At 51.4% G+C, this 26,174-nt stretch carries 24 protein-coding genes and 1 pseudogene; 13 read left to right on the top strand and 12 right to left on the bottom strand.

What is annotated here, in order from left to right; all coding sequences use genetic code 11:
- The first annotated feature begins 88 nt into the window (after positions 1 to 88).
- From SPI6313_RS02300 to SPI6313_RS02285, 4 genes are all read left to right on the top strand, one after another.
- On the top strand, positions 89 to 1,036 hold the full coding sequence (locus SPI6313_RS02300) for a metal ABC transporter solute-binding protein, Zn/Mn family (RefSeq protein ID WP_072619535.1): 948 nt from the start codon (positions 89 to 91) through the stop codon (positions 1,034 to 1,036).
- 237 nt (positions 1,037 to 1,273) lie between these two features.
- Complete coding sequence (locus tag SPI6313_RS02295; protein WP_072619534.1) at positions 1,274 to 1,582, top strand: sll1863 family stress response protein; 309 nt, start codon at positions 1,274 to 1,276, stop codon at positions 1,580 to 1,582.
- A 176-nt stretch (positions 1,583 to 1,758) separates the two neighbouring features.
- Positions 1,759 to 2,628 (top strand): mechanosensitive ion channel family protein, encoded by an 870-nt coding sequence (locus SPI6313_RS02290; RefSeq protein ID WP_072619533.1) that lies wholly within the window; start codon positions 1,759 to 1,761, stop codon positions 2,626 to 2,628.
- Positions 2,629 to 2,804: 176 nt separating this feature from the next.
- A complete protein-coding gene (locus tag SPI6313_RS02285) occupies positions 2,805 to 3,758 on the top strand; it encodes a glycosyltransferase family 2 protein (RefSeq protein WP_084669167.1) in 954 nt (317 codons plus the stop codon).
- Here the strand turns inward: SPI6313_RS02285 and SPI6313_RS02280 are convergent.
- A complete protein-coding gene (locus tag SPI6313_RS02280; RefSeq protein ID WP_072619532.1) occupies positions 3,753 to 4,871 on the bottom strand; it encodes a glycosyltransferase in 1,119 nt (372 codons plus the stop codon). The two genes, SPI6313_RS02285 and SPI6313_RS02280, sit on opposite strands and share 6 nt — an antisense overlap.
- Before the next feature lie 836 nt (positions 4,872 to 5,707).
- Here SPI6313_RS02280 and SPI6313_RS02270 point away from each other — a divergent pair.
- Positions 5,708 to 6,151 carry a hypothetical protein gene (locus tag SPI6313_RS02270; RefSeq protein WP_072619530.1) on the top strand — a complete coding sequence of 148 codons (444 nt, stop codon included), beginning with the start codon at positions 5,708 to 5,710 and terminating at the stop codon, positions 6,149 to 6,151.
- A gap of 47 nt (positions 6,152 to 6,198) precedes the next feature.
- Here the strand turns inward: SPI6313_RS02270 and SPI6313_RS02265 are convergent, their stop codons facing one another.
- From SPI6313_RS02265 to SPI6313_RS02235, 8 genes and pseudogenes are all read right to left on the bottom strand, one after another.
- Entirely contained in the window at positions 6,199 to 7,158 is a 960-nt protein-coding gene (locus SPI6313_RS02265) for a phosphoenolpyruvate carboxykinase (ATP) (protein WP_072619529.1), read from the bottom strand.
- The gene (locus tag SPI6313_RS23270) at positions 7,158 to 7,325 is read right to left on the bottom strand and encodes a hypothetical protein (protein ID WP_175551043.1); all 168 of its coding nucleotides are present in this window, start codon (positions 7,323 to 7,325) and stop codon (positions 7,158 to 7,160) included. Before SPI6313_RS23270 ends, SPI6313_RS02265 begins: the two co-directional genes overlap by 1 nt.
- A 393-nt stretch (positions 7,326 to 7,718) precedes the next feature.
- Positions 7,719 to 8,327, bottom strand: a complete 609-nt coding sequence (locus SPI6313_RS02260) for a mechanosensitive ion channel family protein (protein ID WP_084668855.1) — start codon at positions 8,325 to 8,327, stop codon at positions 7,719 to 7,721.
- Positions 8,293 to 9,417: an RNA-guided endonuclease InsQ/TnpB family protein gene (locus SPI6313_RS02255; protein WP_217650470.1), complete on the bottom strand. Its 1,125-nt coding sequence runs from the start codon at positions 9,415 to 9,417 to the stop codon at positions 8,293 to 8,295. Before SPI6313_RS02255 ends, SPI6313_RS02260 begins: the two co-directional genes overlap by 35 nt.
- 34 nt (positions 9,418 to 9,451) lie before the next feature.
- Positions 9,452 to 10,563, bottom strand: a pseudogene (locus tag SPI6313_RS02250) (IS630 family transposase).
- A gap of 113 nt (positions 10,564 to 10,676) precedes the next feature.
- Entirely contained in the window at positions 10,677 to 11,252 is a 576-nt protein-coding gene (locus SPI6313_RS02245; protein WP_072619528.1) for a mechanosensitive ion channel family protein, read from the bottom strand.
- A gap of 155 nt (positions 11,253 to 11,407) precedes the next feature.
- A complete protein-coding gene (locus tag SPI6313_RS02240; RefSeq protein WP_072619527.1) occupies positions 11,408 to 12,853 on the bottom strand; it encodes a DUF4335 domain-containing protein in 1,446 nt (481 codons plus the stop codon).
- Positions 12,850 to 13,476: a DUF3038 domain-containing protein gene (locus SPI6313_RS02235; protein ID WP_072619526.1), complete on the bottom strand. Its 627-nt coding sequence runs from the start codon at positions 13,474 to 13,476 to the stop codon at positions 12,850 to 12,852. The genes SPI6313_RS02240 and SPI6313_RS02235 overlap by 4 nt, the downstream gene beginning before the upstream one ends.
- Before the next feature lie 200 nt (positions 13,477 to 13,676).
- On the opposite strand from SPI6313_RS02235, the gene SPI6313_RS02230 reads away from it, so the two are divergent.
- Positions 13,677 to 14,195, top strand: coding sequence for an adenine phosphoribosyltransferase (locus tag SPI6313_RS02230; protein WP_072619525.1), 519 nt, complete (start codon positions 13,677 to 13,679; stop codon positions 14,193 to 14,195).
- Positions 14,196 to 14,241: 46 nt separating this feature from the next.
- Positions 14,242 to 15,291 (top strand): ABC transporter permease, encoded by a 1,050-nt coding sequence (locus tag SPI6313_RS02225; protein WP_072619524.1) that lies wholly within the window; start codon positions 14,242 to 14,244, stop codon positions 15,289 to 15,291.
- Between the two features lie 36 nt (positions 15,292 to 15,327).
- On the opposite strand, the gene SPI6313_RS02220 is transcribed toward SPI6313_RS02225, so the two are convergent.
- Positions 15,328 to 15,522: a hypothetical protein gene (locus SPI6313_RS02220; protein ID WP_072619523.1), complete on the bottom strand. Its 195-nt coding sequence runs from the start codon at positions 15,520 to 15,522 to the stop codon at positions 15,328 to 15,330.
- A 574-nt stretch (positions 15,523 to 16,096) separates the two neighbouring features.
- Between SPI6313_RS02220 and SPI6313_RS02215 the strand changes: the two genes are divergently transcribed.
- Entirely contained in the window at positions 16,097 to 16,999 is a 903-nt protein-coding gene (locus tag SPI6313_RS02215) for a sulfotransferase (RefSeq protein WP_072619522.1), read from the top strand.
- A gap of 94 nt (positions 17,000 to 17,093) precedes the next feature.
- Positions 17,094 to 18,320, top strand: a complete 1,227-nt coding sequence (locus tag SPI6313_RS02210) for a glycosyltransferase family 4 protein (RefSeq protein WP_072619521.1) — start codon at positions 17,094 to 17,096, stop codon at positions 18,318 to 18,320.
- Positions 18,321 to 18,368: 48 nt separating this feature from the next.
- Here the strand turns inward: SPI6313_RS02210 and aroH are convergent, their stop codons facing one another.
- Positions 18,369 to 18,773, bottom strand: coding sequence for a chorismate mutase (gene aroH / locus SPI6313_RS02205; protein WP_175551042.1), 405 nt, complete (start codon positions 18,771 to 18,773; stop codon positions 18,369 to 18,371).
- A 35-nt stretch (positions 18,774 to 18,808) separates the two neighbouring features.
- On the bottom strand, positions 18,809 to 19,636 hold the full coding sequence (sppA, locus tag SPI6313_RS02200) for a signal peptide peptidase SppA (protein WP_072619519.1): 828 nt from the start codon (positions 19,634 to 19,636) through the stop codon (positions 18,809 to 18,811).
- A 235-nt stretch (positions 19,637 to 19,871) separates the two neighbouring features.
- On the opposite strand from sppA, the gene SPI6313_RS02195 reads away from it, so the two are divergent.
- The 4 genes from SPI6313_RS02195 (at position 19,872) to SPI6313_RS02180 (ending at position 26,114) form a co-directional block, all read left to right on the top strand.
- Positions 19,872 to 21,065, top strand: coding sequence for an RNA-guided endonuclease InsQ/TnpB family protein (locus SPI6313_RS02195; RefSeq protein ID WP_139276456.1), 1,194 nt, complete (start codon positions 19,872 to 19,874; stop codon positions 21,063 to 21,065).
- Positions 21,066 to 21,159: 94 nt separating this feature from the next.
- Positions 21,160 to 22,185 (top strand): DMT family transporter, encoded by a 1,026-nt coding sequence (locus SPI6313_RS02190; RefSeq protein WP_072619518.1) that lies wholly within the window; start codon positions 21,160 to 21,162, stop codon positions 22,183 to 22,185.
- A 144-nt stretch (positions 22,186 to 22,329) separates the two neighbouring features.
- Entirely contained in the window at positions 22,330 to 23,709 is a 1,380-nt protein-coding gene (locus SPI6313_RS24655; protein WP_072619517.1) for a peptidoglycan-binding protein, read from the top strand.
- Positions 23,710 to 24,014: 305 nt separating this feature from the next.
- Positions 24,015 to 26,114, top strand: coding sequence for a GNAT family N-acetyltransferase (locus SPI6313_RS02180; protein WP_072619516.1), 2,100 nt, complete (start codon positions 24,015 to 24,017; stop codon positions 26,112 to 26,114).
- The last annotated feature ends 60 nt before the right edge of the window (positions 26,115 to 26,174 follow it).

The raw sequence follows: 26,174 nt of genomic DNA, 5'->3' as shown, positions 1-26,174 counted from the left end.
AACAACGATATATCGCTACGTTAACGAGGGGGTTATGGTTCAGCCTATCAAAAAATGAAAAGAATATGATAGAAATAATGAAAAGAATATGAAAAGAATGATGCAGTGGAGTCTGAGCCGATGTTCATGGGCGGCTGCGATCGCCCTCCTCTGGGGCTGTACCCCTGTAGTTCCCGTTGATTCCTCCCTCCCCCAGGTGGTGGCGACGAGTACAATCCTGGCGGATTTGACCGCTGAGGTGGGGGGGGATGAGATTGAATTAATCAGTATTTTGCAGCCGGGGGATGATCCCCATATTTATGAACCCGTGCCCCGCGATACCGTGGCCCTCGAAGAGGCGGATTTGATTCTCTATAACGGCTATCAACTAGAACCGGCCTTGATTCGCTTGATCGAAGGAGTGGGGGCGCAGGTCCCAAGATTTGCGGTGGGGGAAGTGGTGGAGCCGTTGGCTTTGGACTATGAGGGGCAACGGGTTCCCGATCCCCATGTGTGGGGCGATGCGGAAAATGCGATCGCCATGGTGGCAGCGATTCGCGATCAATTGATCACACTGTCCCCCGCTGATGCCGATCTGTTCACCGCCAACGCGGCAGACCTGATCGCTCAACTCCAAGCCCTCGACGCTTGGATCACCGCCCAAATTGCCACAATTCCCCCGGAACACCGCCAACTGGTGACGACCCATGATGCCTTTGCCTATTATGTGGCGGCCTATGATTTGACGATGTTGGGGACATTAATCGGGATCAGCACCGAAGAGCAGCCCAGCGCCCAAACGGTGAAAACTCTCTCCGATGCGATCCGGGCGGCGGGTGTGCCGGCTATTTTCGCGGAAACGACGATCAATGATTCCCTGATCCAAGCCGTCGCCACGGAAGCCCAAGTCACCCTCGCAGATCAACCCTTATATTCTGACTCGATTGGCGCACCGGGCAGCAACGGCGACAGCTATATCAAAATGCTGGTGGCGAATACGGAGGCGATCGCGACAGCATTGGGCGGAACGGTGGAGCCTTGGCCCGGCAGCGACTAGCTTCAATGATTCATCAAGCAGGCGAGATGCCTGCACTACGGTAATAGTTCCGAGCCGTAGTGCGGGCATCTTGCCCGCTACTGGCTAGAATCGAGTGCGGGATGTCCCTCTTTTGAGGGAAGAGGTCTGATCTGGAGTTCCCTCCAATGATGGAGTGAGGGAGGGGGGCGCGATCGCTACAGTGTAAGCAGATTGAAATGATTCAATTGCAAACATTCATTTAGGAGGTCTTCATTGATGACGACCCAACAACTGCAAAACCTGTCCAAGCAAGACTACGAAAACAAAGTCCAAACGCAACTCGATAAGCTCAACGCTCAAATTGACGAGCTAAAAGCCAAGGCCGACCAAGCCAAAGCCGACGCGAAACTACAATACAATGACACGTTGAGCGAACTCAACAGCAAGCGCGATGCTGTATCCCAAAAACTTGGCGAAATCCAGCAATCGAGTGAATCTGCCTGGCAAGATCTACAAAGCGGGTTTGAGAATGCTTGGAGCGAACTCGAACAGGCCGTGAATCGGGCCGGCGAGAAGTTCCAATAATATCGAGAGTGAGCCGGGGTGAATCGTCTGAGTGCCTCGGCTGATTTCGCCCCATTGGGGGGGGGATGGGTCAAGGGAAAGAGTGCGATCGCGCCTTCTCCCCTGACCCGTCCCCTCCCTGAAAATTCGGTATATTGTCACCAACCCCAGCGTGTTGGACTGCACTCATCGTGATTATGAATCGACTCATTGACACCGCCATTAACAGCCTACAGGAGTTAGTCGGAGGTGGAATCAAGCTGATCCCCGCTTTTCTCACAGCGGTGATCATTCTTTTATTAACTCGCTACCTCGCCCAGGCAACGGGAAATATTGCCCAAAAAATCGGAGATCAAACCCTTAAAAGTCGCTCACTGCGGCTTTTGGTGATCAAAGTCACGAGTATTACAACGTGGGTGGTGGGGACATTATTTGCGGCGGTGGTGGCATTTCCGGGGTTGAACTTAGGGGATATTATTGCCACGTTGGGTCTGAGTTCCGTGGCAATTGGGTTTGCATTTCAAGATATTTTTAAGAATTTTTTGGCCGGTACATTACTCCTGATTCAAGAACCGTTTAAATTAGGTGATCAAATTATTGTGGGAGACTATGAAGGCACAGTGGAGCGTGTTGATATTCGCACCACTACGATTCGCACCTATCAAGGCGAAGAAATCCTCCTTCCTAATTCTGATGTGTTCACCAGCGCGGTGCAGGTGCGCACAGCCTTCGATCGCCGCCGAACTGATTTGGCGGTGGGGGTGGATTACAATACGCCGCTGTCGGAAGCGATCGCACTTCTGCAAACGCTCTTAACCAATGTTGAAGGGGTCTTAGACCATCCCGTGCCGGAGATTGATATTGTGGAATTTGGCGATAGTTCGATTAACTTTTTACTGCGCTACTGGACACCGTCGGATCAGGGGTCGGTGCGGCGCACTCAAACGCGGGTGATGTTGGCGATCAAAGCCGAATTTGATCGTGCGAATATCACCATCCCTTACCCGATCCGTACCCTCTATTTCTACAACCAAGATCAATACAGTGACTATCAACCGAAATCGTGATCCTGAGAGATGAAAACAAGGAGCCTAAGCCCCTTGCCTTTCTATTCAAGACGCTTTTTAAACAACCTCTGACCCATTAATGGCCCGGATCGCAGCGGTGCGATCGCATCTATTGCACAATGAAGATTATCCCTGTGGATTGCGACGGGGTGATTCAACGGCAGCCTGGAGGCGTGATGAAGGTTTCGGTGATTATTCCGATTTATAACGGGGCTGAGGATTTACCGGATTTATTGGCGGGTCTGCGATCGCAAACCTACGATCGCACCGCCGTTGAATATCTCCTCGTGGATAACCACAGCCAGGATCACACATCGGTCATCTTGCCGCAGGCCGTCCAAGAGTTCGCCGCCCACGGGATGACGTTGCGATCGCTCCAAGAGTTTGAGATTCAAAGTTCCTACGCGGCCCGGAATGCTGGGATTTTGGCCGCCCAGGGGGAAATTTTGGCCTTTACCGATGCCGACTGTCGCCCAGAACCGGACTGGTTGGCGAATTTAGTCGCGCCCTTTGCTGATCCTGACGTGGGCCTAGTGGCGGGGGAAGTCGTCGCCCTGCCGGGGAATTCCCTCCTCGAACGCTACGCCGATCGCAATGAAACCCTCTCCCAACGCCATACCCTCAATCATCCCTTTCGCCCCTACGGTCAAACCGCTAATCTGGGTGTGCGGCGGGATCTATTGGTTGAAATTGGTCTGTTTCGGCCCTATTTAAGCACGGGGGGCGATGCGGATCTCTGTTGGCGACTGTTGGCACAAACCCAGTGCCGATGGGAGTTTGCACCGATGGCGGTGGTCAAACATCGGCACCGCTGCACCCTAGCAGAACTACGACAACAATGGCGACGCTATGGCCGCTCGAATCGCTATCTCCATGAATTGCATGGCGTGCCGTTGATGCGATCGCTCACCCCCCGCGAAGCCCTCTATCGCCTCAGTCGCTGGGCCGCCAAAGAACTCCCCCCCGCCCTGCTGCGCGGCCGCTGGCTCGATGCCGTCAATACCCCCCTTGATCTGATCACCTTCGCCGCCCGCAGCGCCGGCCAGCAACAGGTGCGCCTCCGTGCCGAGATGGTAAACATCCCACCCTGGCCAGAGCGGGATGCGGATGAACAGCCGGAGAGATTATGAAGCCTGCTGAATGGGGTCTGGGATCGTGACTTGCCAGGGAACAACCCAATTCGGTTCGGGTAGGGCATGGCTCAAGAGAGACAACACCAAGAGTCGCCGGTAGCGATCGCTCAATTGCAAGCCCAGTTGTACCGTCGAAGTCGGCAGATAACAGCGCCGGGCTTGCAGTTCATCGGTTAAACCTTGACCCAAGGCTTGACAGAGAGCCTCCACATCATTCGGCGGCACCAAACTGCCCGTTTCCCCTGGCACAACACTAAAGCGCAAGCCCCCCACATCCGAGGCAATCACCGGCGTACCCCAAGCTGTCGCCTCGATCGCCACTTGCCCAAAGGCTTCGTTAATGCTGGGAATGACGCAAACATCCGCCGCGAGGTAATAGAGGGCCAGGTGAGCCGGACTGGTGTAGGGGAGCAGTTCGACGGTTTCGATCAGGGTGAGGGTGCTGCGGGCCTGTTCGATGCGGCGGCGATCGCGCTCTGAGCTTTGGCCATTGTCCACCAAAATTAAGCGTTTCGGGACATGGGGCGATCGTCCCAACCGGGCCCAAGCCTGCAACAGCACATCCACCCCATGACGAATCGCTAACGACCCCACAAACAGCGCAATCCGCTCATCCACGGGTAAGCCCAACTGCTGCCGAGCCGTTTTCGTGTCGAGGTGAATCGGGCGTTGGCGATGGGGAACAGGCTGATGGGGGGTGGGGAAAAATGGGGTGGGAAAGTCACCCATAACGTAGTCTGCTCCGGGCCGCTCAGTGGCCAGCGACTCAATCTCCGCTAAACCATGCACCCACTTCGCCCCCGTGGCCACTTGGAGAGCGTGGCCCGCCGGAATCGAGGCATCATCAACGCTGTGAATCAGCGGGTAATGGGTTCCCTGTTTCACCTGAAACTGACAGAATGTATCAACAAACTGTGCTTCCGGCAACATCACCACCCGACAGGTCTGATGCTCGACAATGCAGTGGGGCGGCTCCTGATCAGTGCTGTAGGTAAAAATATCCACTTGCCAGCCGAGTTGATCGAGAACGGCCGCAACGGGCAGAATGGGTTCAGGACTGGCAAGGGCAAGGAGCGCGATCGCTTGGCGAGAGTTTGAAGAATAAAGCATGACATCACCGGGTTTGAGCGTAAATAACTAAACTGGGAGGGTTGATTGAGTTTGAACGATTGATCTTTGAGATGTCATCTCCCTCGATCGCCGTCAGCTTTATCGTCAAGGAAGAGATTTTGGATCATTAAAGCAAGCTCAATGACTTAAACATGGGTCATTTTTATCCGTACCGCAGAGCAGGAACGCTAGTCTGATGCGAATTTAACATTTTTTTTAGATTATGCCTCTAGCATGGCAAAAATACCTAGGAATGGTAAGGGCCAATTGCACGAAACATGAGCAAAATCAAACTGATGCCCAGCCCGCGAACAGTGCAATCGGGTGCGATCGCCTTCAGGCTCCCCCCCACGAGGATCAGCAACATCTGCCGACCAGTTTGATCCGGTCTCGTCTCATCCCCCTCATTTAACCGCAACTTCTCAAAAATGCAGCCCAAGCCCGTGGTTTGGGTACATCCCACTTTTGCAGATTCACACGGCTCGCCAGGGAGCACCCCCAGCCCCCTTCGACATCGCTCAAGGCATCGCTTCTCCCACAGGAGAAAGGAGCCAAAAGCTCTCTCCTGCGGGAGAGGGTTGGGTGAGGGATTGCGTAATTGGGATGCACCCATGGTTTTTCCTGGGCTGTGCCGTTGAGAGCTTCGATGTAGAGGGTTTGGGCTGAGTTGTCAGAGCTAAGGAGCTAGGTTTCAGATTTAGGTCGTTAGGGATGAGGGAATGCAAATCGATGCATCGGCTTTGCAATCGTTAAATGAATCAGCATATCACCGGCAAATGCAACGAACGAGAATAGGATAAAAGTACGAAAAATTATTACGGAAGATTGGGATATATATGGATATATTGCAACAGCAATTAATCGCCTTGGATCGCAAAGTTGATGCGTTACATCAGCTCGTTGAACAGTTGAGTCATCGCCTTAATATTGCTCTGTTGAACGTACCCACGGATCTGCTAAAGTTGGGCATAGATCAACCCGCTGCGACTCCCCCGCCTTTGGGTGAAACGTCTGACACCGTGGCTTATGATCCCGACAGTCTTGATGCTTCGCTCCTCAGTCATAAAGATGTGTTGCCGGATACCCAGGGTTGGGAACATGTGCCGGACTACAACACGACGGAACAAGCCCTGTCACCCGAATTACAGGTTCGTCGGTTAACGGCCCAAGTCACCGCCGCCTATAACCGGATTGCGGCGCTCGAAGAACAATTATTAGCCCAACGGGGTTCTGGACAGGGTGAACAATTATTCCGCAAATCACACCAAATTAAGTCTTAGTGGGTTTTCGTTGGTTTTAGGGGGATTGTGATCCGTGGAGCCTTGATCTACTGGGGGAACGGGTCTGAAATCAAGGTCATCAACTGCTCTGAATTATGGAGATTGCTGGCAACGGAGAGTATGGCGCAAGTTGTTTGGCGGATGACCTGACTTAAGGCTAGAAATTCTTGGCGGCGCATGGTTTTGTTGAGGAGATAGGGCACGGAAGAATGGGGTGTGAGGGCGAGGACTGCGGCGGCGGGTGTGATGGGGGTGAGGGTGGAATGGAGCGGCGATCGCGGCCCTAGGATGTAAATTCGTCGCAAAGGAATCGGCTCTGGTTGAAATTGTTGTGAGGACTGGCTGAGATCAAGATATTGTTTGTCCCAGGTGGGGTGAGTGGGGACAATGCGGGGCAGAGCGTCGGGTGTACCGTAGAGCAGTTCGACGGAGGAACGCCAGAGGCGGAGGCGAGGGTAACCCGGTGCAACGTGGGGCGATTGGGGCTGATGAATCACCACCACATCATCACTGAGCACTGGATAACCGGCCTGGGACAAAAAGGCGGCGGTGGTGGATTTTCCTGCACCAGCAGCACCGACAAAGGCGATCGCACCTGCGCCCATCTGCACCACACTGCCATGAAGACATAAAATCCCCTGCCAGCGCAACCAGAAGGCCAACACTGGCCCCACCAGATAGGTCACCGTATCCTCTAGGGTTAGCGGCGCGGGCCAAGTGGCTCGGATCTGTGGGGGGGATAGGGTGAGCCAAAAGGTAGTCCCATCACCATAGCGAAACCAATATTCAGATTCGGACGCATTCGTCCAAACGGTTAAAGTGGGCTGGCCGTTGTGATCATGGGCGGGACTTTGATAATACGGGTTGGCTGGGGGCAGAGGGGGAAAGGGTTCTGTCTCTGCTTCTAGGTGGATGTGCAGGTCGGGGGATGGGGCAGCCGTGGCGGTGAGACCGGCGATCGCAACATTGCTCGTGACGGTCAATCCATACAGGCGATACCCATACATTACGCCGTCTTATTGGCTGCAAATTCACCCCCACCCATGCCCGCACCATCTAACGCACCTGTGCCCGGTACGTTCTGGGTCAAGGTTTTGATATCGCCATAGTGATGGAGTTGGGGGGGGTGGTAGGGTTGGCGACAGTTGGGGGTGGATGGGTTTAGGGTAGACATGATTGCCATTACTCCGGTTTGCGTTGGGTGGGCACTACAGTTTGTGATAACAAATTCTCGGATGAGCGAAAAGCGAGATTTTTCGGAATTTAGATCCAGAATGACTGCAAAAACAGTGAAATTGCTCCTCAATCATTAGCATTGTAGGCAATTCTGGGTAAGCTCACGGTCAAGATCCCGTGAAACGCTGAACAGCATCAGGGATTTAAGAACCTACAGCAAACAATGCTGCGGGGGCGATCGCATGAACGGGCTGAATCGGCTTTGGTTTAGCTCCATTATCCTGCATTTGTCCCAGAGTCAAAGGTTTAAATCTGGCAAAGGGCCAGGCGGTTAAGCCCTGGCCCTTGGGGATGAGCGATCGCTGCTTGAGTGGATCAAGCCTGGGCACGCTTAGCTCGTGTGGGTCATGGTGTCCATAGGAGTCGGTGGATTGGGTTGGGTGGATTGTAGGTAGGTGACTTGGGTGGGATAGGCGAATTCAATCTCGCGTTGGGCAAAGGCTTCAAACAGGGCGAGGTTGATCCCCTGTTGGAGATCCATGGCGAGGGTGTAGTCACTGCTTTCCACGTAGTACACCACTTCATAGTTGAGGCTGAAATCGCCGTAGCTGGCAAAGTGGGCGCGATCGAAGGTGATCTGCTCTTGGTGGTTGATGATATCGCGAATGATGGTTGGGATGACTTCGAGCTTTTCTTGTGGGGTTTCGTAGGTGACACCGAGGGTAAAGGCAACGCGGCGGCGTTTCATGGGGCTGAAGTTGCGGATACGGGAGTTGGTGATGTCGGTGTTGGCGATGACGAGGGCTTCACCGCTGAGGCTTTTGAGGCGGGTGGTTTTAATCCCGATCTGTTCAACAGTGCCGACAAAATCATCGACGATAATAAAGTCACCAATGCCGAAGGGGCGATCCAGCACGATGGAGAATTGACTTACTCCCCCGTTTAGAAAACGGGGGATTCTGGGATCAAACAGCAATAGCAGGCAACGCCTGTCTGACATCACCTAACCCAATGGCTGAAGCCCCAGCCACTTTAATATTCATCGCCGCATTCTCATCCCGGTCATTCTCTGCCGAGCAACTGGGACACCGCCAATGGCGAGTCTCTAAATCCAGATGCTCCAAAATATGACCACAACTTGAACAGGTCTTGCTCGAAGGGAACCAGCGGTCAACATAGATCACCCGCTTCCCCTTCTTCGTCGCCACCCACTCCAGGATTTGCAGAAACTCCCGAAACGCCAAATCACTCACCTTACGCCCCCAAAGCCGCTGCATCGCCTTGAGGTTCAAGGTTTCAAAACACAGCACATCAAACTGATTCGTCAGGCGGTGAGCCAACTTCCAGAACCAGTCCCGCCGTCGATGGGCAATATCTTCATGCTTGCGGGCTAAGTTCAATCGGGCACGTTCTCGATTCGCTGAACCCTTTTGCTTGCGAGATAATTCTCGACTTGCTTTGCGAACTGCATTGAGTGACTGCTTGAAGAACAAGGGGGCATCAATATTGAACCCCTCAGAACAGGTCAGAAACGTCTTGAGTCCAAAATCAAAACCAGCAATGTTACCTGTCTCGGTTTTGACTTGGGGTTCTGACAGGGTATCTACCGTGACAATCATGAACAGTTCTCCCAAGGGAGTTCGTTTAATCGTCACGGTCTTGACCTTGCCCTCAATGGGGCGAGAGTTCCAATATTGATAGACTTTGTTCCCAATCCTGACCCGGTTGCCACCGAGGAATTTGTACCCGGCTTGCTTGAGGGTGAAGGATTTGTACTTTCGGGTCTTCTTAAAGTTTGGCAGGCGAACGCCTTTTTGGTTGTGCTTGAAGAAGAGTTGATAGGCTTTCTCAATCCGTTGACAGATATCCTGTACGGCTTGACGAACCCACTTGCAACCACCAGGGGTTCCGTTTACGGAGCTTGGCGATGTGTTTTGTAGTCGGGCACAGTTCAAGTGCTTGCCCCACATTCGGTAGTACCGTTTGTGGAGGGCAACACAATGGTTGTAGATACGCCCTGCGGCATTGATTGTCCGCTTGAGGTATCTATTCCGCTTATGCTGGTAGAGCTTGAACTTGAGCGTTTTCATGGTTGCTATGATACCTCGGTAAGCTGATCAGCATCTAAATTGCATTGACTGAGTTTCCTTTATTTTTGATATTCCGATGCCACTTAATCACTAGTTCTCCTTCATTTAGTAATTTATGTAACAAAATCTCTAACTCTTGAATCGAATCAAAAAATCGGTTCGCGATAAATTCTTTCGCTGAATGCCACACCAGTTCTATCAAGTTGTAGTCTGGACTGTACTCTGGTAAGAACTCGATAATTAAATTCGGCATCTCTTTTTTTATTTTTTCTAAAAACTCTTTTGTTTTATGAATACTTGCATTGTCTAAAATAAGAACAATTTTACAGCCATCTTTTTCAAAGTCTTCTGCATTTTTATCTTCCCCAGCCCATTCATATTTTAGATGTTCATAAAACTGTTTTAGTACATGATAAAAGTTTTCTCCTGTCCCTTTTTTTAGAAAGTCTACATACCGTTTCTTATCAGACAAGCGTAAACCCCCCATCACATTGATTCTCCCTTTTCTCCGTTTTCCTGATACCTTTTTTCGCTTTCCTTTCTTTGTCCAGTTTTTTCCCCTAATTGGTTTCAATCCAAAGCCAGCTTCATCCCAAAACCATATCTGGAGACGTTCTGGCGATTCTTTTGCTATTTTTACATATTCATTCAACTTTGTTCTAAATAATGCTCTTTTCTCTGGATTTTGCTGATCTTCTAAGCTGTATTTTGACCAAATGTACACAAATTTGTTTTTTTTAGAATCCTTCTGACTTGACTAGAACTCAATTCAATTCCAGTCTCTTGCTCTAAATGCTTTGCTAATCTCTCTGCTGTCCACCTTCCATATTCATACCCAAATTCTTTCGGTTCTTTGTCGATGATTTCTATCAATAATTCTATATACTCAGGTGTAGCTTTATGGAAATTCCCTTTCATTCTTTCGTCAACCAGGCTTTTCAAATTATTCGGATCTCCATGAGTACACCAGTAGGCAACTTTTCTTAATGAGCAACCCAAAAAATCGGCAATCTCTTGATATTTTTTGCCATCATTTCTTAATAAGAGCATCAAGATTCTTTCTCGAATATCTGGATTCTCCTGATACTTGAGTTCATGCTGCAATATTTTTTTCTCTTCCGTGGTTATATAGTTTTTAATCGGCATATCAATATGGTATTGTTTTTGTACTATTATATGTGATTTGGATGCCGATTAGCTTATCACGGCTGAATAAATTCAGCCCTTCGCTTATATCCCCCGTTTGGAAAACGGGGGCTTTACGCTTTACATTCGTAACTAAAGAGGTCTTGCAGGACTCCTTGGGCGGCGAAGGCGATCGCTAACCCCCCAATCCCCAAACTGGCGACCACGGCGGAAATATCAAAGCCCAAGTTATCGAGCAAGAACACCGCACCCACGGCCCAAAACACCGCTCGCAAAATCGGCAGTAGCGCACTAAAGCTCTGTTCTAGTTCCACATCCCCACGCTTGAGGAGATAGGAACGCACCAGATATTCCGCGAGTTGTGACAAGAACAAAATCCCGATCACGGTGGTGCAGATCACCGCGAGGGACTGGAGGATCTGGGTCAGGATGGGATGGAGGTTGAGGTTGGTAATGGCAATGTAGCTCACTCCCACGTAGGCGAGGCGCACGAGGGGGCGGCTAAAAATTTGGACGAGGCGGGAGTCAAGGGTTTTCTGACTGCGTTGATTGAGCCGCTTCAGGGTACTGATCACTACGGCACGAACGGCATGAATCAAAAAAAATCCACCGACGAGGGTGGCGATCGCCAGCCCGTAGGCGGCGAGGGTATTGTTAAAAAAGGACTGAGTTAGAAACTCGACGGGCATAAAAAATCCTTGGTGTCTGGAATACATGCCACTCACCTTACCCTGAGACCTCCCCTCGATGCGTCTAGCTCAGGGGAGATGTGTGTCCCTATCCTTGGGTAGAGATTCATTTTGATGGGATAGAGCAGAGGAAGTGCGATCGCCCATCACGCTGCTTAAAACGGACTGACTTCCACCCTGCCCCCCTCTTTAAAGATCACCTGAAACTGTCCCATCGGTTCAGAGGGAATCACGCTGCCTCGCTCACGAGCGATGCCAGCGGCTTCGGGGGTGAGAAGATCCGGCAGGGGGGTGTTGCCTTCGAGTTGAAAGGCGGCGTTGTTTTGGGGTTGATAATCCGCGATCGCGCCTGATTCCGTCACCCCAACCCGGAAGATTAAGTCATTCCCCAAGGTTTCCCCGTCTTCATCCCACACATCGCGGAGGGTGTCGATCAGGTCGTCTTGAATTTGAGCCAGGGTGTCAGGGTCGTCGATGGTTTCGCCGTAGCCGGGCCGACCTTGGTAGCCTGCCCAGGGATTGATTTGCAGCACCCCATTGCGGGTGAAAACGACTTTGTAGTCGGCGATCGCTTCCCGTGCTTCAATCGCCGCCTGGGTGGGGGCAAATTCCAAATCCGGCAGGGGCGTGAGCTCATCGGCCGAGGCGGGAGTATCGTCCACCGCCTCGTAGGCCACAATCGAGCCGTCAATGGTGGCGGAGACTCGAAAGGCTAAATCTGCCGTCACCGCATCGCGATCGTCCCAATTACCGCTAATTTCCCGGAAGAGATACCGCTGAATGAAATCTAATTCCGTAGGGTCTTCAATGGGTTCGGCATCAGTAAGCAGGGCTTCGAGTTCACGGCGGGAGATGCGATCGCCCGTGGGTTGGGCCGGGGGATCTTCCGCATCCGTCGCGGCGAGTTCATCGGTTTCCTCGTCGGCGGCTTCCTCGTCGGCCTCGTCCTCTGGCGTTAAGGGCGGATCGTCCGTGGCGAGATCCTCGCCGTCGGTTTGTTCCGTGGATTCAGCGGGGCGATCTTCCGGAATCGTCACCTCAGGCACCGGCAGGAAGAAGAGGAGCACAGCGGCGATCGCTAACGACCCCACTCCACTCATTAACGGCATCGCCCGCTCATGGGCGGGCACATCCGCCAGGCGATGGCGGCGGCTGATGGGTTCTAGGGTCAATTGTAAATCCGGCAGAGTGCGCATATCCGAGCAAAACTGATCCACCACATCCACGAGGTCGAACAGTTCCAAGGTGTTGAGGTGAATATTAACGGTTTGGCCGTCGGGAGTTTCGCTGACCAACAGGTGGCGATCGGGCTTGTCGCCCTTCATCAGCCGCACGATCGCCGGTTCATGGGCCAACGGGTGAGGAATGCCGCTTAAGACCTCTTGGCCGTACTGACTCACCGCCCGTACCAAACTATCGAGAAACTCCCGCCCGCCGCTGAGGAACTGCTCGGAATTGCTGAAATGACATTCCACATTGGTCACAATCGACATCAGGGGACGCTGACCCGTGGCGGCACTGTCTGAGATGATCATGCTGGGGTTCATCCCGTCAAGCTGGAGGCGCACATTGGGGAGGTTGTATTGCCGTTTAATGCTCATAGCACTTCTCCATCAAACAGACTAATCCAGAGACGTTGACGACCGGCAACCCCGGTGCAAAAGAGCAGTTGGGTCAAAAGCGCGATCGCCAATTGATTGAGCAGGTCTTCTTGGTCTAAATACAATGCCACTTTGGCGCGGCGGGGGTTCATCCGGCTGCGGAAATGGGTGCGGAATCGTTCGATATATTCCGAGAGGCGGAAATGTTGCTCAAGGGGTAGGCCTTTGGCTTGGGTGTCGTTGTAGGCGGTGAGGAGTTGGCGAATGAGCATGGTCAGACGGCGGGCGCGATCGCTGATAATCACCACCAACGCCTTCGCCTGGGGAATCGTCAAACCACTGCGGGTGTAGGAGCGTCGCCAGGGGTTCGTACAGCGCAAGCGCCACAGCGTCACCCGATTATCAATGATGCTATGGAGTTCTAAATCCTTCGCCGTCGCCAGCATATATTCAGATCCCCCCAGTTCCAAGGCTTCGATCGCCAATAACAACAGGTCAATCCGTTGGTGAATGCGGGGCGAACAGCCATCCACATTCGGAAGATCGGGAAGCGAGTCCAAAATTAGCGGATTTGGACGGGAGGGAAGTTGATAATCAGAGGGTAAACTTGCAGATTGACTCATGCCAAAGGGGGTTGCTCAACAGGGATGTAGGACGCAGACAAAGACGGTTTGAGAGCAGTTGCTACAGAATCAGTTCACTAAACGTAGGTGGGATGGACTCAGCCCAATCGCCCTAACATCGCAGTATTGTTAGGTTTCTAGTGTACTATTTTTTCAGTTTGTCCAGACAAGATAGCGCACGGCCACAACTATAGATTCCCATGGATATTAAATCACTCATTCGCGACATTCCTGATTTTCCCAAACCGGGGATCTTGTTTCGGGACATTACCACCCTGCTGCGTGATCCCCAAGGCCTCAAGGCTACCGTCGAACAACTCACTGCCCACTGTGAGGCGGCCGGCCTCAAACCGGATTTGGTGCTGGGGATGGAGTCGCGGGGGTTTATTTTTGGCCCGACCTTAGCCTATCAATTGGGGGCGGGGTTTATTCCGGTGCGCAAACCGGGGAAACTGCCAGCGGCGATCTTTAGTGCCGAGTATGCCTTGGAGTACGGAACCGATCGCCTCGAAATGCATCAAGATGCGATCGCATCCGGTCAAACGGTGTTAATCGTGGATGATCTAATCGCCACCGGAGGCACGGCCCAAGCCGCCGCCCAGTTAGTCCACCAGGGAGGCGGTACGTTAATCGGCTACGCCTTTATTGTGGAACTGCTCTTTTTGAACGGTCGGGATAAGCTGGGAGATGCCCCTATTTTGAGTTTGGTGCAGTATTAAAAAAAGGGGCTTTGCCTTGTTGTGATGTTGTTTTGAAAGGAATCCTGTGGCCAATCTTCCCCTGCGCGATCGCATTCACCCCTGGCAAACTCTGCGGCAGTTTGTCACCAGCGAAACAGTTCTCTACATCCTAAAACGGCTCCTGCAAGCCGTCCTCACCCTGCTGCTCACCTCCGCCCTCAGCTTCATCATCATCCAACTCGCCCCCGGTAACTACCTCGACACCCTCCGGGAAGACCCCAGCATCTCCGCAGACACCCTCAACCAATACCGCATCCAATTCGGCCTCGATCAACCCGGCTATGTGCAATATTTCCGCTGGCTCGGTGGCGTGTTGACCCGGTTTGATTTTGGCCAAAGTTTTGTCTATAACCGTCCGGTCACTGACCTGCTGATCGAGCGGATGTTAGCCACCTTACTCCTCGCCATTTCGTCAATTATTATCACTTGGGCGATCGCAATTCCCCTCGGTATCCTTGGCGCAGTGCAGCAAAATCAATGGAGCGATCGGATTCTGCGCGTCCTGAGCTACATCGGCCAAGGCTTCCCCAGCTTCATCACCGCCCTGCTCCTCCTCATCCTCGCCCAAAACCTCGCCCCCCTCTTTCCCATCGGCGGCATGACCAGCATCGGCCATGACACCCTCCCCCCCCTCGGCAAACTCCTCGACCTCGGTTGGCACATGATCCTGCCCACCCTCGCCCTCAGCATCACCAGTTTCGCCGGACTCCAACGCCTCACCCGTGGCGCACTCCTCGACGTGCTCCGCCAAGACTACATCCAAACCGCCCGCGCCAAAGGCCTCCCGGAAAACCGCGTTATCTACGTCCACGCCCTCCGCAACGCCATCAACCCCCTGATCACCATCCTAGGGTTTGAATTCGCCAGCCTCCTCAGCGGCTCATTCATCGCAGAAGTCTTTTTTAACTGGCCCGGCTTAGGTCAACTGATTCTGCGGGCCGTGATGACTCAAGATCTCTACCTTGTGATGGCGAGTCTGATGATGGGGGCCACCATGTTAATCGTGGGTAATCTCCTCGCGGATTTGATGCTGCAAGCCGTTGATCCGCGTATTCGCCTCGAAGACTTGAAGTGACATATTCAGCGGGCGCGAGTCCCTTGACAATCACGCTTAATAGTCACTATCGGTGACACAAATTCCTTTGCATTTAATGCCATTGGTGGCCGTGCGGCGGCAATGGGGACACAGAATTTTTTCGGCTGTATCCGTCGTTTCTGGAGTGGTGGTCTCAGCCGGGGCGGCGGAACGAGGGTGATCTTGAGACATTGCGATCGCATCAGCTAAAAGAACCGTTACCCAAGCCATGGGTTCAAACCCTGCCCTCCTAGGGCAGCATTGGTATTGCTTGCATGATGCCCTAAAAACAACTCTTCGACAAGCTCAGCGCGGCATGTTAACGTGACCGGAAGCATTGAAAATGATCGTCATGGCGAAATTATCTAGGGAAGCCATCGAAATAGTTTGGTGGCGGTTTTTGAGATTGTGGAGAAGATCGAGGTTACGAGTATCTAGGGATCAACGCCACGCTGGGAATAAAAATAATCTCAGTACAGGACAAAAGTTGAAGGAATATTAATTTTGATGGAGTGGGAGCATCTTGATCCCTATTTTGACTGACACCCTCCCTGATTTTGACTGACACCCTCCCTGATTTTGACTGACACCCTCCCTATTTTGACTGACACCCTCCCTAATTTTGACTGACACCCTCCCTGATTTTGACTGACACCCTCCCTAATTTTGACTGACACCCTCCCTAATTTTGACTGACACCAGCGGGCAAGATGCCCGCACTACCTACAAAATCATCAGGGTTGCAGCCCAAACCGGATTTTTTGTCCCGTACTGAGAAAAATAATACCTTGGGAAAGGTGGAGATATGACTTTAGATGCCTTGACAAAGCCTCGCTTATATTTGGTGGGTGCTCCTAAAGCGGGGAGTTCTGCTTTGGGTCATTTTTTGGCACAACATCCGCAGATTAGTCTCTGCCGGATCAAGGAACCGAATTTTCACTGTCGTGATCTCGACATGCCCGGCCCGAAAACCGAAGCCGAATATTTGGGACTGTTCGACCCCACCCCGGAGACGAAATTTCTAATGGACGGCTCGATTTTATCCCTGTATTCCCACACCGCCGCAGCGTCTATTGCCCAGTATGTAGACAATGCCAAAATTTTAATGATTTTGCGCAATCCGGTGGAAGCAATGTATTCCTGGCACGGGCAAATGGTGTTTACGGCCAATGAACCGATTCAAAATTTTGCTGCTGCCCTTGATGCGGAGGCCGATCGCAAACAAGGGCAGCGGTTGCCCAGTGCGGGGGTGAGTAGCTGTTGTCCGCAACTTTTGTTTTATCGAGATATGATGCGCTACGCCGAACAATTGCAACGCTATCGGGATGTGTTTGTCCCTGAGCAAATTCATGTGGTGCTCTACGATGACTTTAAGGCTGACCCCGCCACTGTGTACCGAAAAATCCTTGATTTTCTGGAGTTAGAGGAGTTTCACCCTGAATTTAACCCGATCAATCCACCGAAAGTCCGACGCAACTGGCGACTCCACCTCTGGTTAAAGCGTTTATTTGCAGCACCGACGCGGGCGTTACTCTCCGCTGAATTCCGATTGCGCCTGATTAACTGGCTTGATCGCATCAATTCCAAACCCCAAGGGCGCGAGGCGTTAGCTCCAGAGTTGGCAGCCCGGTTAAAAGCGCAATGTCGCCCCGATATTATCAAACTCGGTGCAATGCTCAATCGGGACTTAACGCATTGGTATACCTAGTGGTTTTGGCGGGGGGGTGATTGGTGGTTGTTGCGTTGGTACTTTGCGTGCGTAGCAGCCGATAATTGCAGAGTAGGCACTGTCGGAGGGTGAAATGCGATCGCTCACTATTCTCGTTTCGGCCTATTCCTGTGAACCCCATCGCGGTTCGGAGCCGGGGGTAGGGTGGAATATGGCCGTAGAATTGGCTCGCCATCATCACGTGTGGGTGCTGACCCGACCGGACGAAAGCGGCCCCCACATTGACGCAGAACTCGCCCGGCATCCGAACCCGAATCTACATTTTGTCTATTGCACTACGCCGCTGATCGGGGGGCTGTGGCGTTGGGGCAGTGGTGGCGCGATGCAAATTCATTATTATTTTTGGCAACTTCAGGCCTATTTCACCGCCCGCCGTCTATTGCGCACTGTGAAATTCGACGCGATCCACCATATCACCTTTGTTAAATATTCCACACCCAGCTTTTTGGCCCTGCTGCCTGTGCCCTTTTTCTTCGGCCCGGTGGGGGGCGGTGAATCGGCTCCGCCCCCGTTTTGGCGAGCGTTTAGCTTTAAGGCGCGGCTCTATGAATGGGCGCGATCGCTCACCCGCTGGATCGGCGAACAAGACCCCTTTACCCGTCTCACGGTGCGCCGCAGTGCGATCGCCTTCGCCACCACCCCGGAAACAGAGCAACGCCTCACCACCCTCGGCGCACCCCGGACGCAGATCCTCGCTGAGGCCGCTCTGTCCGCCGCTGAACTCGACACCCTCCAACCCCGCCCCCCCGCTGCTCGTCCCCGCTTCCTCAGTGTGGGGCGGCTCTTGCATTGGAAAGGGTATCACCTCAGCATTGCAGCCTTTGCAGCGGCGCAGTTAGGCGATTGTGACTATTGGCTTTTGGGGACGGGGCCAGAAACGGCGACCCTTCAGGGCCTGATTGATCGGTTGGGGGTGGGCGATCGCGTCCAACTTCTGGGCCGACAGCCGCGATCGCACGTCCTCGACCTTCTCACCAGCAGCTATGCCTTTGTCCATCCCAGCCTCCATGATTCCGGCGGCTGGGCCTGTTTAGAAGCCATGGCGGCCGGTCTGCCCGTCCTCTGTCTGGATTTGGGGGGGCCCGCCACGGAAGTCACCGCCGCAACGGGGTTTAAAATTGCGGCCCAGCATCCAGAGCAGGTGATTCAGGATTTAGCCGCCGCGATGGGGGAGATTGTCAGCGATCGCACCTTACGCGATCGCCTCGGTCAGGGAGGGCGCGATCGGATCAAATCTGAATACACCTGGTCGCAAAAAGTCCACCGCATCAACACCGTTTACCGGGAAATCTTAGGGTGATCCGCTGAGAAACAAGGGGCTTAAGCCCCTTGCCTAGGTATTGAAGGTTTATCGAGCCGTGTCGGGGTGGGAACTGAGGGGCGTTAAGTTCCAATCGGGGCGAAGGTTACGGGCGCGGCCGAGATAGACGTGCTGCATCGCCCGTTGGGGTTGGAGCGTGTTGACATGAATCAACACCCGAATGCAACGCTCTAAACTGCCTGCAATATGGAGTTGCTGCACATCCAAGAGCGCCACATGATCCCAGGTGGAGCGTTCACGAGCGATCGCCGCCGGAAAAATCGCATCAAGATCACGGGTCATCGTGAAAATGGCGCTGATCGTTTCGTCGGGATCAAGCTGGTTCCGGGCTTCGATTTCATCAATCAATTCCCGCACCGCTGCCCGAATGGCATCCACTGTGTTGTGTTCGGCGGTGGTTGCCCCCCGAATTGCCCGCACTTTCCACTCCACGATTGATTTCCTCCAGATTACGATCGCAGTTCAGCTTACGGCCGATAAAGCCAAAGCGCTTGTCCCGCTGTAGCCAGTTCAAATTCTACCCAATCTAGGGATGTCCCGATCCGAGACTTCGGGCGGTTCGTTTGTCCCGACAAAAGACGGGTGAGGAGGGGCTTCTTCTCTTCAATGGTGACCACTTTCGCCTTATCCGGGTCAAGCTCTGCCCATTCCGCCAACCAACAGCGGGCCTCTTCTTCTGTACCCAAGCGATCGACCAGTCCCAATTCCAACGCTTGTTGCCCAGTAAACACACGCCCATCGGCAAAGGATCGGACGACCTCTGCATCCAGATTACGACCCTCCGCCACCGTCATCACAAACTGTTGATAACTTGTATCAATGAGATCCTGCAAAATTTGCATTTCTTCCGGGGTCGATTCCCGGTCAAAGGCGAGAATATCTTTATAAGGGCCCGATTTCACCGTTTTAAACGACACGCCGATTTTATCCAACAGCCGTTCAAGATTGTTGCCCCGCAAAATCACGCCAATACTGCCGGTAATCGTGCCAGGATTGGCCACGATATGATCTGCCCCCACTCCGATATAGACCCCCCCGGAGGCAGAAATATTGCCAAAACTGGCGATCACCTTCACCCCCTGACTACGAATCTGTTTGAGGGCGTGATAGATTTCCTGAGAATCGCCCACTGTGCCGCCAGGGGAGTCGATGCGCAGCAGGAGGGCGGGATATTTTTCGTCTTCTACGGTTTTCAGCGCTTTTAAAACTCGTTTCCGGGTTTCTGAAGCGATCGCACCCGTGATTTCAATTCGCGCAATTTGTTTGCGCTTGTTCGGCTTAAACGGCCAGATCATAGTGCGTTGCTCGTGGTGAATCGTCGATATGGACGTTTATTATACCCCTCAGTCTTTGGACGTAACGGCGATCGCACAGCGGATCATTCCCCCCCGCCCGCCATTTCGTTAACAAAACTACATAAATGATTACCGGAATAGACGATAGCTTGAAAGCCCTGTGGCTTTAGCCCAGGGATGAAAAGCAACGGCGGCTTTAGCCGCATTCTTACGCCAGATATGCTAGTACAAGGGAATGATTGTACTTGAGTTCAAAGCACGGGTAAAGCCTGACCAGGCTACCACTATAGACGACGCTATCCGGACATCTCAGTTTGTCCGTAATAAGGCGTTGCGCTATTGGATGGATAGCCAAGATGTCGGCAAATACGACCTTAGCAAGCTCTGCAAAGCGTTGGCTGGGGAGTTTCCCTTTGCTAAGAAACTCAACTCTATGTCCCGTCAAGCAGCAGCAGAACGGGCCTGGAGTTCCATCAGTCGCTTCTACGACAACTGCAAGAAGGGTATTAAGCCCGTAGGATTCCCCAAGTTCAAGAAGCATTCCCGCTCGGTGGAGTACAAAACCTCCGGCTGGAAACTGCTGGGGCCGAAGCGCATCAAATTCACCGATGGCTTCGGGATTGGGGAATTGCGGTTAATCGGAACCTACGATCTGGCCCGCTATGACGAATCCCTAATTAAGCGAGTTCGCCTCGTTCGTCGTGCCGATGGCTACTATGTTCAGTTCTGCATCCAGGTTAATGTTCAGGTGCAGAGTGAGCCGAGTCAAAAAGCTGTTGGCCTCGACCTCGGTTTGCGGCATTTCATCGCTGCCAGTGATGGCACTGTGGTGGAAACGCCGCAGTTCTATCGCCAGGCCGAAAAGCGGTTAAACAGAGCCAATCGGCAGAAGTCCAGAAAGTACCGTAAGGGGGCAAAACCACAGTCAAGGAACTATCACAAGGCCAGGAACCGATACGCCCGGAAGCATTTAAGGGTAAGTAGGCAGCGTAATGAGTGGGCGAAGAGCATCGCCTACTGCGTCATCCAATCTAACGATTTGGTGGCCTATGTTGGCGAAGCCTGCACGAAGTGCATAGACTTGAATGTGAAAGGGTTGGTTCGCAATCGGCATCTGGCTAAGTCGATTAGTGATGCGGGATGGTCAACGTTTCGCCGTTGGTTGGAGTATTTTGGCAGGAAATATGGGAAGGCAACGGTGGCCGTTCCTCCCCACTATACGAGCCAGGATTGCTCAAACTGCGGCGAACGAGTCAATAAGGCACTCTCAGTCAGAACCCATCGCTGTCCGCATTGCGGCTATGAGGCTGACCGAGATGTGAATGCTGCCATCAACATCCTGCGCCTTGGACTCACTACCGTGGGGCACACGGGAAGTTATACGCTTGGGGAGATTGGGCCTCTGGCTGAGTTGGAGCAATCCTGCTGAGTTAAGTCCGGTCGATGAACCCAGAATCCCCGTCGCTTTAGCGCGGGGAGTGTCAAAATGGGGACGACGCTTAGATGCTCCATCAATACTTCCCATGTCCGTGAAATCCCTCCCCGCTGCACCGTCTACCCTCGTTCCCCTCGTTCTCATCGCCCCCTTTTTCCTCTGGGGAACCGCCATGGTTGCGATGAAGGGGATCATGCTCCACACAACCCCGCTGTTTGTGGCGGGGGTGCGCCTCGTGCCTGCTGGCTTGCTGGTCTTGGGCTTAACCGTCGTTTTGAACTTAGAACAGCCGAAAACTGGAAAAGCCTGGGCTTGGATTGCCCTGTTTGCCCTCCTCGATGGCTTGATGTTCCAGGGCTTTTTGGCCGAGGGTTTGTTACGCACGGGAGCGGGGTTAGGGTCGGTGATGATTGATTCACAGCCGATTGTGATCGCGCTGTTGTCCAGTTGGTTGTTTGGGGAGTTGATCGGCCTGTGGGGGTGGCTCGGTTTGGGGATTGGGGTGCTAGGGATTACGTTGATTGGTTTACCGGCGGATGGGTGGGCGGTGTTGCTCCGTGCGGAACCGAGTGCGATCGCCTTTCAGTGGAGTGCCTTATTTAACAATGGCCAATGGTTGATGTTCCTCGCCTCCCTGTCGATGGCTCTAGGGACGGTGAGCATTCGTTATGTCAGTCGCCATGTAGACCCCGTGGTGGCCACCGGCTGGCATATGATCCTCGGCGGTGTGCCGCTGTTTGTAATGTCGGGGCTGTGGGAAACGGAGCAATGGGCGGCGTTGACGGGACCCGATTGGGGCGCGTTGGCCTATGCCACGGTGTTCGGAAGTGCGATCGCCTACGCCCTCTTTTTTTGGATCGCCTCTAGCGGCAACCTCACCAGCTTTACCTCCCTCACCTTCTTAACCCCAGTGTTTGCCTTGGTGTTTAGCCACCTACTATTAACCGAAGTGCTCAACCCCGTGCAATGGTGGGGCGTGGTGTTAACCTTGGTGAGTATCACGTTGATCAATCAACGCGATGGACTGGCCCAGTGGACTGCAACGAAGTTCGCGCCGACCCGGTCAGAACAGCCGTCCCAAGTCCCTGCTAAAGTTGAAGGAGACAGCCCCTAAGATCACTAAACTCTGCTTGGTTGCATGATCTGTTCTGGCCCGCAATTCACCCTGGTTTTGCCCTCCTTCCGGATCAGGGTGAGTCAAACGGTGCATCATGCTTGGACTCCGTCCACTTTTCACCACAGCCCGTTGTAGTTTCTGATGTTAAAGCTTTCCCTTGTGTTGAAACGCGGTGGGTGGGTTGGCGCGATCGCCGGTCTAGCCCTCTGGAGTGATGTCACCGGGTTGCCCCTGCATTGTGTTCTGCCTGACGCTGCGATCGCCACCCCCTTGATCGCCCAAGCCGACGATCCCCCTGAATCCGACCCTGCAACGCCCCCAAATCCCGATCCCAACAGTCGCCAACTGCAACGCGGTTCCGAAGGCGATGTGGTCAAAGAACTACAAGAACGCCTCACAGACTTTGGCTATTACGACGGGGAAATTTCCGGGTCTTACGATGCCGCCACCGAAACCGCCGTCCAAGCCTTTCAAGCCGAAAACGACCTCGAACCCACCGGAATTTTCGATCTCAATACCTTTGAAGCCCTCAAAGCCCAACAAGAAAACACCAGCAGCGAAAAGCCGGACTCTCCCGGATTTTTCGCCAAACACCGCACCCGCCTTTTAATCCTCGCCGTGGGGATTGTCGGACTATCAGGATTTGGCGGCATTGTCTATCTGCTCTGGCGGTTTGTCAATGGCCCCGCCGATTCTGACCCCACCGAAGCAACCCCACCCCCTCACCCCCTCGTCACCACCTCATCCCCTGCGATCGCGCCCCCCACCCAAAACGGCAGCGCCAAATTCATCAACATCAACACCATCAACCTCGACCCCCCCGACGCTCCCCCCTCGACCGCCATTCCCCTCCACAAACCCCCCCTCGCTCCTCTCCCCGAACCAGAAAATCTCAACCCCCCGACCACCAAACCACTCCCCCATCTTGACCCCGATCCCGACCCCCTTCCCGACCCCCTCCTCGACGATGAGTTTTGGGATGATGACGACGTAGAAACCCTGCCCTCATTACCCCCCTCCCAACCCTCCCCCGTCCTCCCCAACATCGCCGCCCCCCGCCATTACCAACCGCGATCCTCCCTCCCCATCTCCACCTCCAGCCTCCCCAAAGCCGATGTGGTCGAAGAATTAATTCGGGATTTACAAACCAGCAGCGGCGAAAAACGTCGGCAAGTGATCTGGAACCTCGCCCAACGCGCCGATTCGCGAGCCGTTCAACCCTTGGTGAATCTCCTCCTCGAATCCGATTCCCAGCAGCAAAGCCTCGTCCTCGAAGCCCTCTCCCAAATCGGCGTGCGCACCCTCAAACCCATGAACCGTGCCCTCGCCCTTTCCCTCCAAGACGACAACGCCCAAGTCCGCAAAAACGCCATCCGCGACCTCACCCGCATCTACGAACTCGTCGCCCAACTCAGCCAACTGATCTACTGCGCCACCGACGACCCCGACCCCGATGTGCAAGCCACCGCCAAATGGGCCCTCAGACAACTCGGCCAAATCCGCACCCCCCCGAAAGACTAGTTATTCTCTGAAAAGTTCATACGTACTGACATCAATATGTCAATCTAGTATACTAAGGTTGGCTCAACACTGTTGTATTTGTGTAAGCATTCAGGTCATGAGGATTTGGCTGTAAGCACTGCTCAGTATGGGTTTCAGCTATTTTGAGCTATTTTGTTATTCTCAATAAATAAGGCTGTAACCCCTAGTCTTGCGTAATTATTGAGAATGAACTGTTAGTTTAGAACTCACCTCGATTTTGAAAGCCTTGCTGTGACTGCGTTTCAAGTACCTGAATCCTTACGTATTTGTGGATTTATTATTCAATGTCTCGACCAACTAATATTAAAATTGTTACTCTTCATGAAAGTTCTCCCCATTTGAATTCAGTCATAGAATTAGGCGATCAGCATCGTAAAATATTTAGCCACTGGGCAAAGTGTATATACTTAAAACATGCAAGACTGGGAACAATATTGATTGCGCTCACACAAGATGATGATTTACTTGGATATTTACTATATCGAACTTCTTCTCGAAAAAATCAAGTTACACTTCATCAGTTATGCATTTATCCTCAGTGTCGAGGAATGGGAATCGCAAAATCACTAATTGAAAAATTAAAAAAGATAACAACTCAATATAATGGGATTCGGATCAAATGTAGACGCGACTATGGTCTAGAAAAAATGTGGTCTAGCTTTGGGTTCTCACCTCTTTATGAAGAAAATGCAAGAACAAAGGGAAAAGTAAATACAATATGGTGGTATGCCCATAAAAGACCACTGTTTTCTTGGCTTTCCGAAAATCAATACAATACGTCAATCAAACTTATTCTTGATATAGATTTGTTCTTATTGCTTGATAGAAAAGTAAACTCAGAAGACTGCGATCAAGTAATTTCTATCTGCCATGATGATTGGGATATAACTGTTGAAGTTCATATAACTGACGAAATTTTAAGCGTAATCAATAATAATTTCCAAGATTCTAAAGAGCGCGAAAAATATAGAAAAATTGCCACGCAATTTATTCAATGTATGCCATTGGGCAATGAGATCAGTGATAAAATAGCAGCATTTATAAGCTTTTTTGAATTTCACCAAGTAATTTTAAAAGATTTGCAATTAAAACACTTTTCTAGAGCAGTTTTGTTGCCAGAAATACAATATTTCATCACTCAGAATTCTGATCTTTTGGAATTGCGAGATAATATTTATGAAGAATTTTCGATTTTCGTCAAAAAACCAGATGAACTCATCTTAGAATTGAGCACTGATACTGTTCAAGACTCTTACCAACCTAAAAAGTTATCTGGTATTCAAAAAATCACACAAACGTCAGTCAAAAAACATATTAAAAATATTGAAAATAAGTTTTTAAAGACTGAAGATCTTATTGATAAAAGCATCATAAACTATATCAATCAGTTCATTAATGATTTTATGGACTGGCAAGAAATTTGTGATGAAAATGGCAATTCACTAATTTTATTTTTCTGTGATTGGAAAAATAAAAATTGCTTGACTATACCTCTAATTCGTTTAGATAATTCTCCATACTCTACAATTATCTTTAATCACTTATTGTTTAAAATAGTTGTCGAAGCACGAAAAAATGGTAAAAAATACATTGAATTATCTAAAAAATATTTGCAAGAATCTGTAATCAATATTCTTCGTAGTGAATCTTCCTGGATTCAGACAGATTCATCTTGGTTGAGAGTGATTATTGATGAAATTGGAACATCTAGCGAATTAAGTAAGAAGCTCCAAGATCAAAACAAATTAAGTAATCTTATTCCTATTCAATATAGTCAACTTATTGATGTTCTAGATAATGCTGCTGAGTTAACAAAACAGAATACTTTGGAAATTGAAAATTCATTTTTTCCTGTAAAAGTAATAGACTCATGCTTACTCAATTTCATCATTCCTATTAAGCCTGAATGGGCTAAACATTTATTTGATGAAAATTTAGCAAATGAAAATCTTTTTGGGCGTGGCGAGTTGGCATTAAATACAGAAGCTGTCTACTATAAGTCAACACAATCTCCAAAAAGAATGAAGCCGGGAAATAGCGGCCGGATATTATGGTATGTCAGTAATGACAAAGATCATGGTTACTCCGATCTGTGTTCAGTCCGTGCTTGTTCTCAGTTAGTAGAAATAAAAACTGATAAACCTGGAAATCTCTATCAATCTTTCAAAAATCTTGGAGTATATGGCTATGAAGATCTCTTGAAAGTTGCTGGAAATAATCCTGATCGTGAAATTATGGCATTACGGTTCAGAAATACTGAGCTTTTTGAAGATCCAGTTTCATTGCGAAAAGTACAAGAGATTCTACAAAAAAATGTAACTATGCAAAGCTCTCTAGAAATATTAAATACAAATTTCAAGATAATATATCAAGAGGGAAAATGAAAAAAATCAGGTAAAGATAGACCTTAGAATTAATGTTTGGAGTAGAAAATATAGTTTTTC

This window comes from Spirulina major PCC 6313, assembly GCF_001890765.1.
GTDB lineage: Bacteria > Cyanobacteriota > Cyanobacteriia > Cyanobacteriales > Spirulinaceae > Spirulina > Spirulina major.
This window is presented reverse-complemented; position numbering and strand designations above follow the sequence as displayed.

Excerpts from the sequence above, each read along its gene's own strand:
- SPI6313_RS02240 (WP_072619527.1), bottom strand. The coding sequence starts at position 12,853 with ATGAGCATTAAACGGCAATACAACCTCCCCAATGTGCGCCTCCAGCTT.
- SPI6313_RS02180 (WP_072619516.1), top strand. The coding sequence starts at position 24,015 with ATGTCTCGACCAACTAATATTAAAATTGTTACTCTTCATGAAAGTTCT.
- SPI6313_RS02300 (WP_072619535.1), top strand. The coding sequence starts at position 89 with ATGAAAAGAATGATGCAGTGGAGTCTGAGCCGATGTTCATGGGCGGCT.
- SPI6313_RS24655 (WP_072619517.1), top strand. The coding sequence starts at position 22,330 with ATGTTAAAGCTTTCCCTTGTGTTGAAACGCGGTGGGTGGGTTGGCGCG.
- SPI6313_RS02195 (WP_139276456.1), top strand. The coding sequence starts at position 19,872 with ATGATTGTACTTGAGTTCAAAGCACGGGTAAAGCCTGACCAGGCTACC.
- SPI6313_RS02290 (WP_072619533.1), top strand. The coding sequence starts at position 1,759 with ATGAATCGACTCATTGACACCGCCATTAACAGCCTACAGGAGTTAGTC.
- SPI6313_RS02255 (WP_217650470.1), bottom strand. The coding sequence starts at position 9,417 with ATGAAAACGCTCAAGTTCAAGCTCTACCAGCATAAGCGGAATAGATAC.
- SPI6313_RS02215 (WP_072619522.1), top strand. The coding sequence starts at position 16,097 with ATGACTTTAGATGCCTTGACAAAGCCTCGCTTATATTTGGTGGGTGCT.
- SPI6313_RS02265 (WP_072619529.1), bottom strand. The coding sequence starts at position 7,158 with ATGTATGGGTATCGCCTGTATGGATTGACCGTCACGAGCAATGTTGCG.
- sppA (WP_072619519.1), bottom strand. The coding sequence starts at position 19,636 with ATGATCTGGCCGTTTAAGCCGAACAAGCGCAAACAAATTGCGCGAATT.
- SPI6313_RS02190 (WP_072619518.1), top strand. The coding sequence starts at position 21,160 with ATGTCCGTGAAATCCCTCCCCGCTGCACCGTCTACCCTCGTTCCCCTC.
- SPI6313_RS02295 (WP_072619534.1), top strand. The coding sequence starts at position 1,274 with ATGACGACCCAACAACTGCAAAACCTGTCCAAGCAAGACTACGAAAAC.
- SPI6313_RS02220 (WP_072619523.1), bottom strand. The coding sequence starts at position 15,522 with ATGGCTTGGGTAACGGTTCTTTTAGCTGATGCGATCGCAATGTCTCAA.
- SPI6313_RS23270 (WP_175551043.1), bottom strand. The coding sequence starts at position 7,325 with ATGTCTACCCTAAACCCATCCACCCCCAACTGTCGCCAACCCTACCAC.
- SPI6313_RS02260 (WP_084668855.1), bottom strand. The coding sequence starts at position 8,327 with ATGTCAGACAGGCGTTGCCTGCTATTGCTGTTTGATCCCAGAATCCCC.
- SPI6313_RS02245 (WP_072619528.1), bottom strand. The coding sequence starts at position 11,252 with ATGCCCGTCGAGTTTCTAACTCAGTCCTTTTTTAACAATACCCTCGCC.
- SPI6313_RS02230 (WP_072619525.1), top strand. The coding sequence starts at position 13,677 with ATGGATATTAAATCACTCATTCGCGACATTCCTGATTTTCCCAAACCG.
- SPI6313_RS02235 (WP_072619526.1), bottom strand. The coding sequence starts at position 13,476 with ATGAGTCAATCTGCAAGTTTACCCTCTGATTATCAACTTCCCTCCCGT.
- SPI6313_RS02280 (WP_072619532.1), bottom strand. The coding sequence starts at position 4,871 with ATGCTTTATTCTTCAAACTCTCGCCAAGCGATCGCGCTCCTTGCCCTT.
- SPI6313_RS02270 (WP_072619530.1), top strand. The coding sequence starts at position 5,708 with ATGGATATATTGCAACAGCAATTAATCGCCTTGGATCGCAAAGTTGAT.
- SPI6313_RS02285 (WP_084669167.1), top strand. The coding sequence starts at position 2,805 with ATGAAGGTTTCGGTGATTATTCCGATTTATAACGGGGCTGAGGATTTA.
- SPI6313_RS02210 (WP_072619521.1), top strand. The coding sequence starts at position 17,094 with ATGCGATCGCTCACTATTCTCGTTTCGGCCTATTCCTGTGAACCCCAT.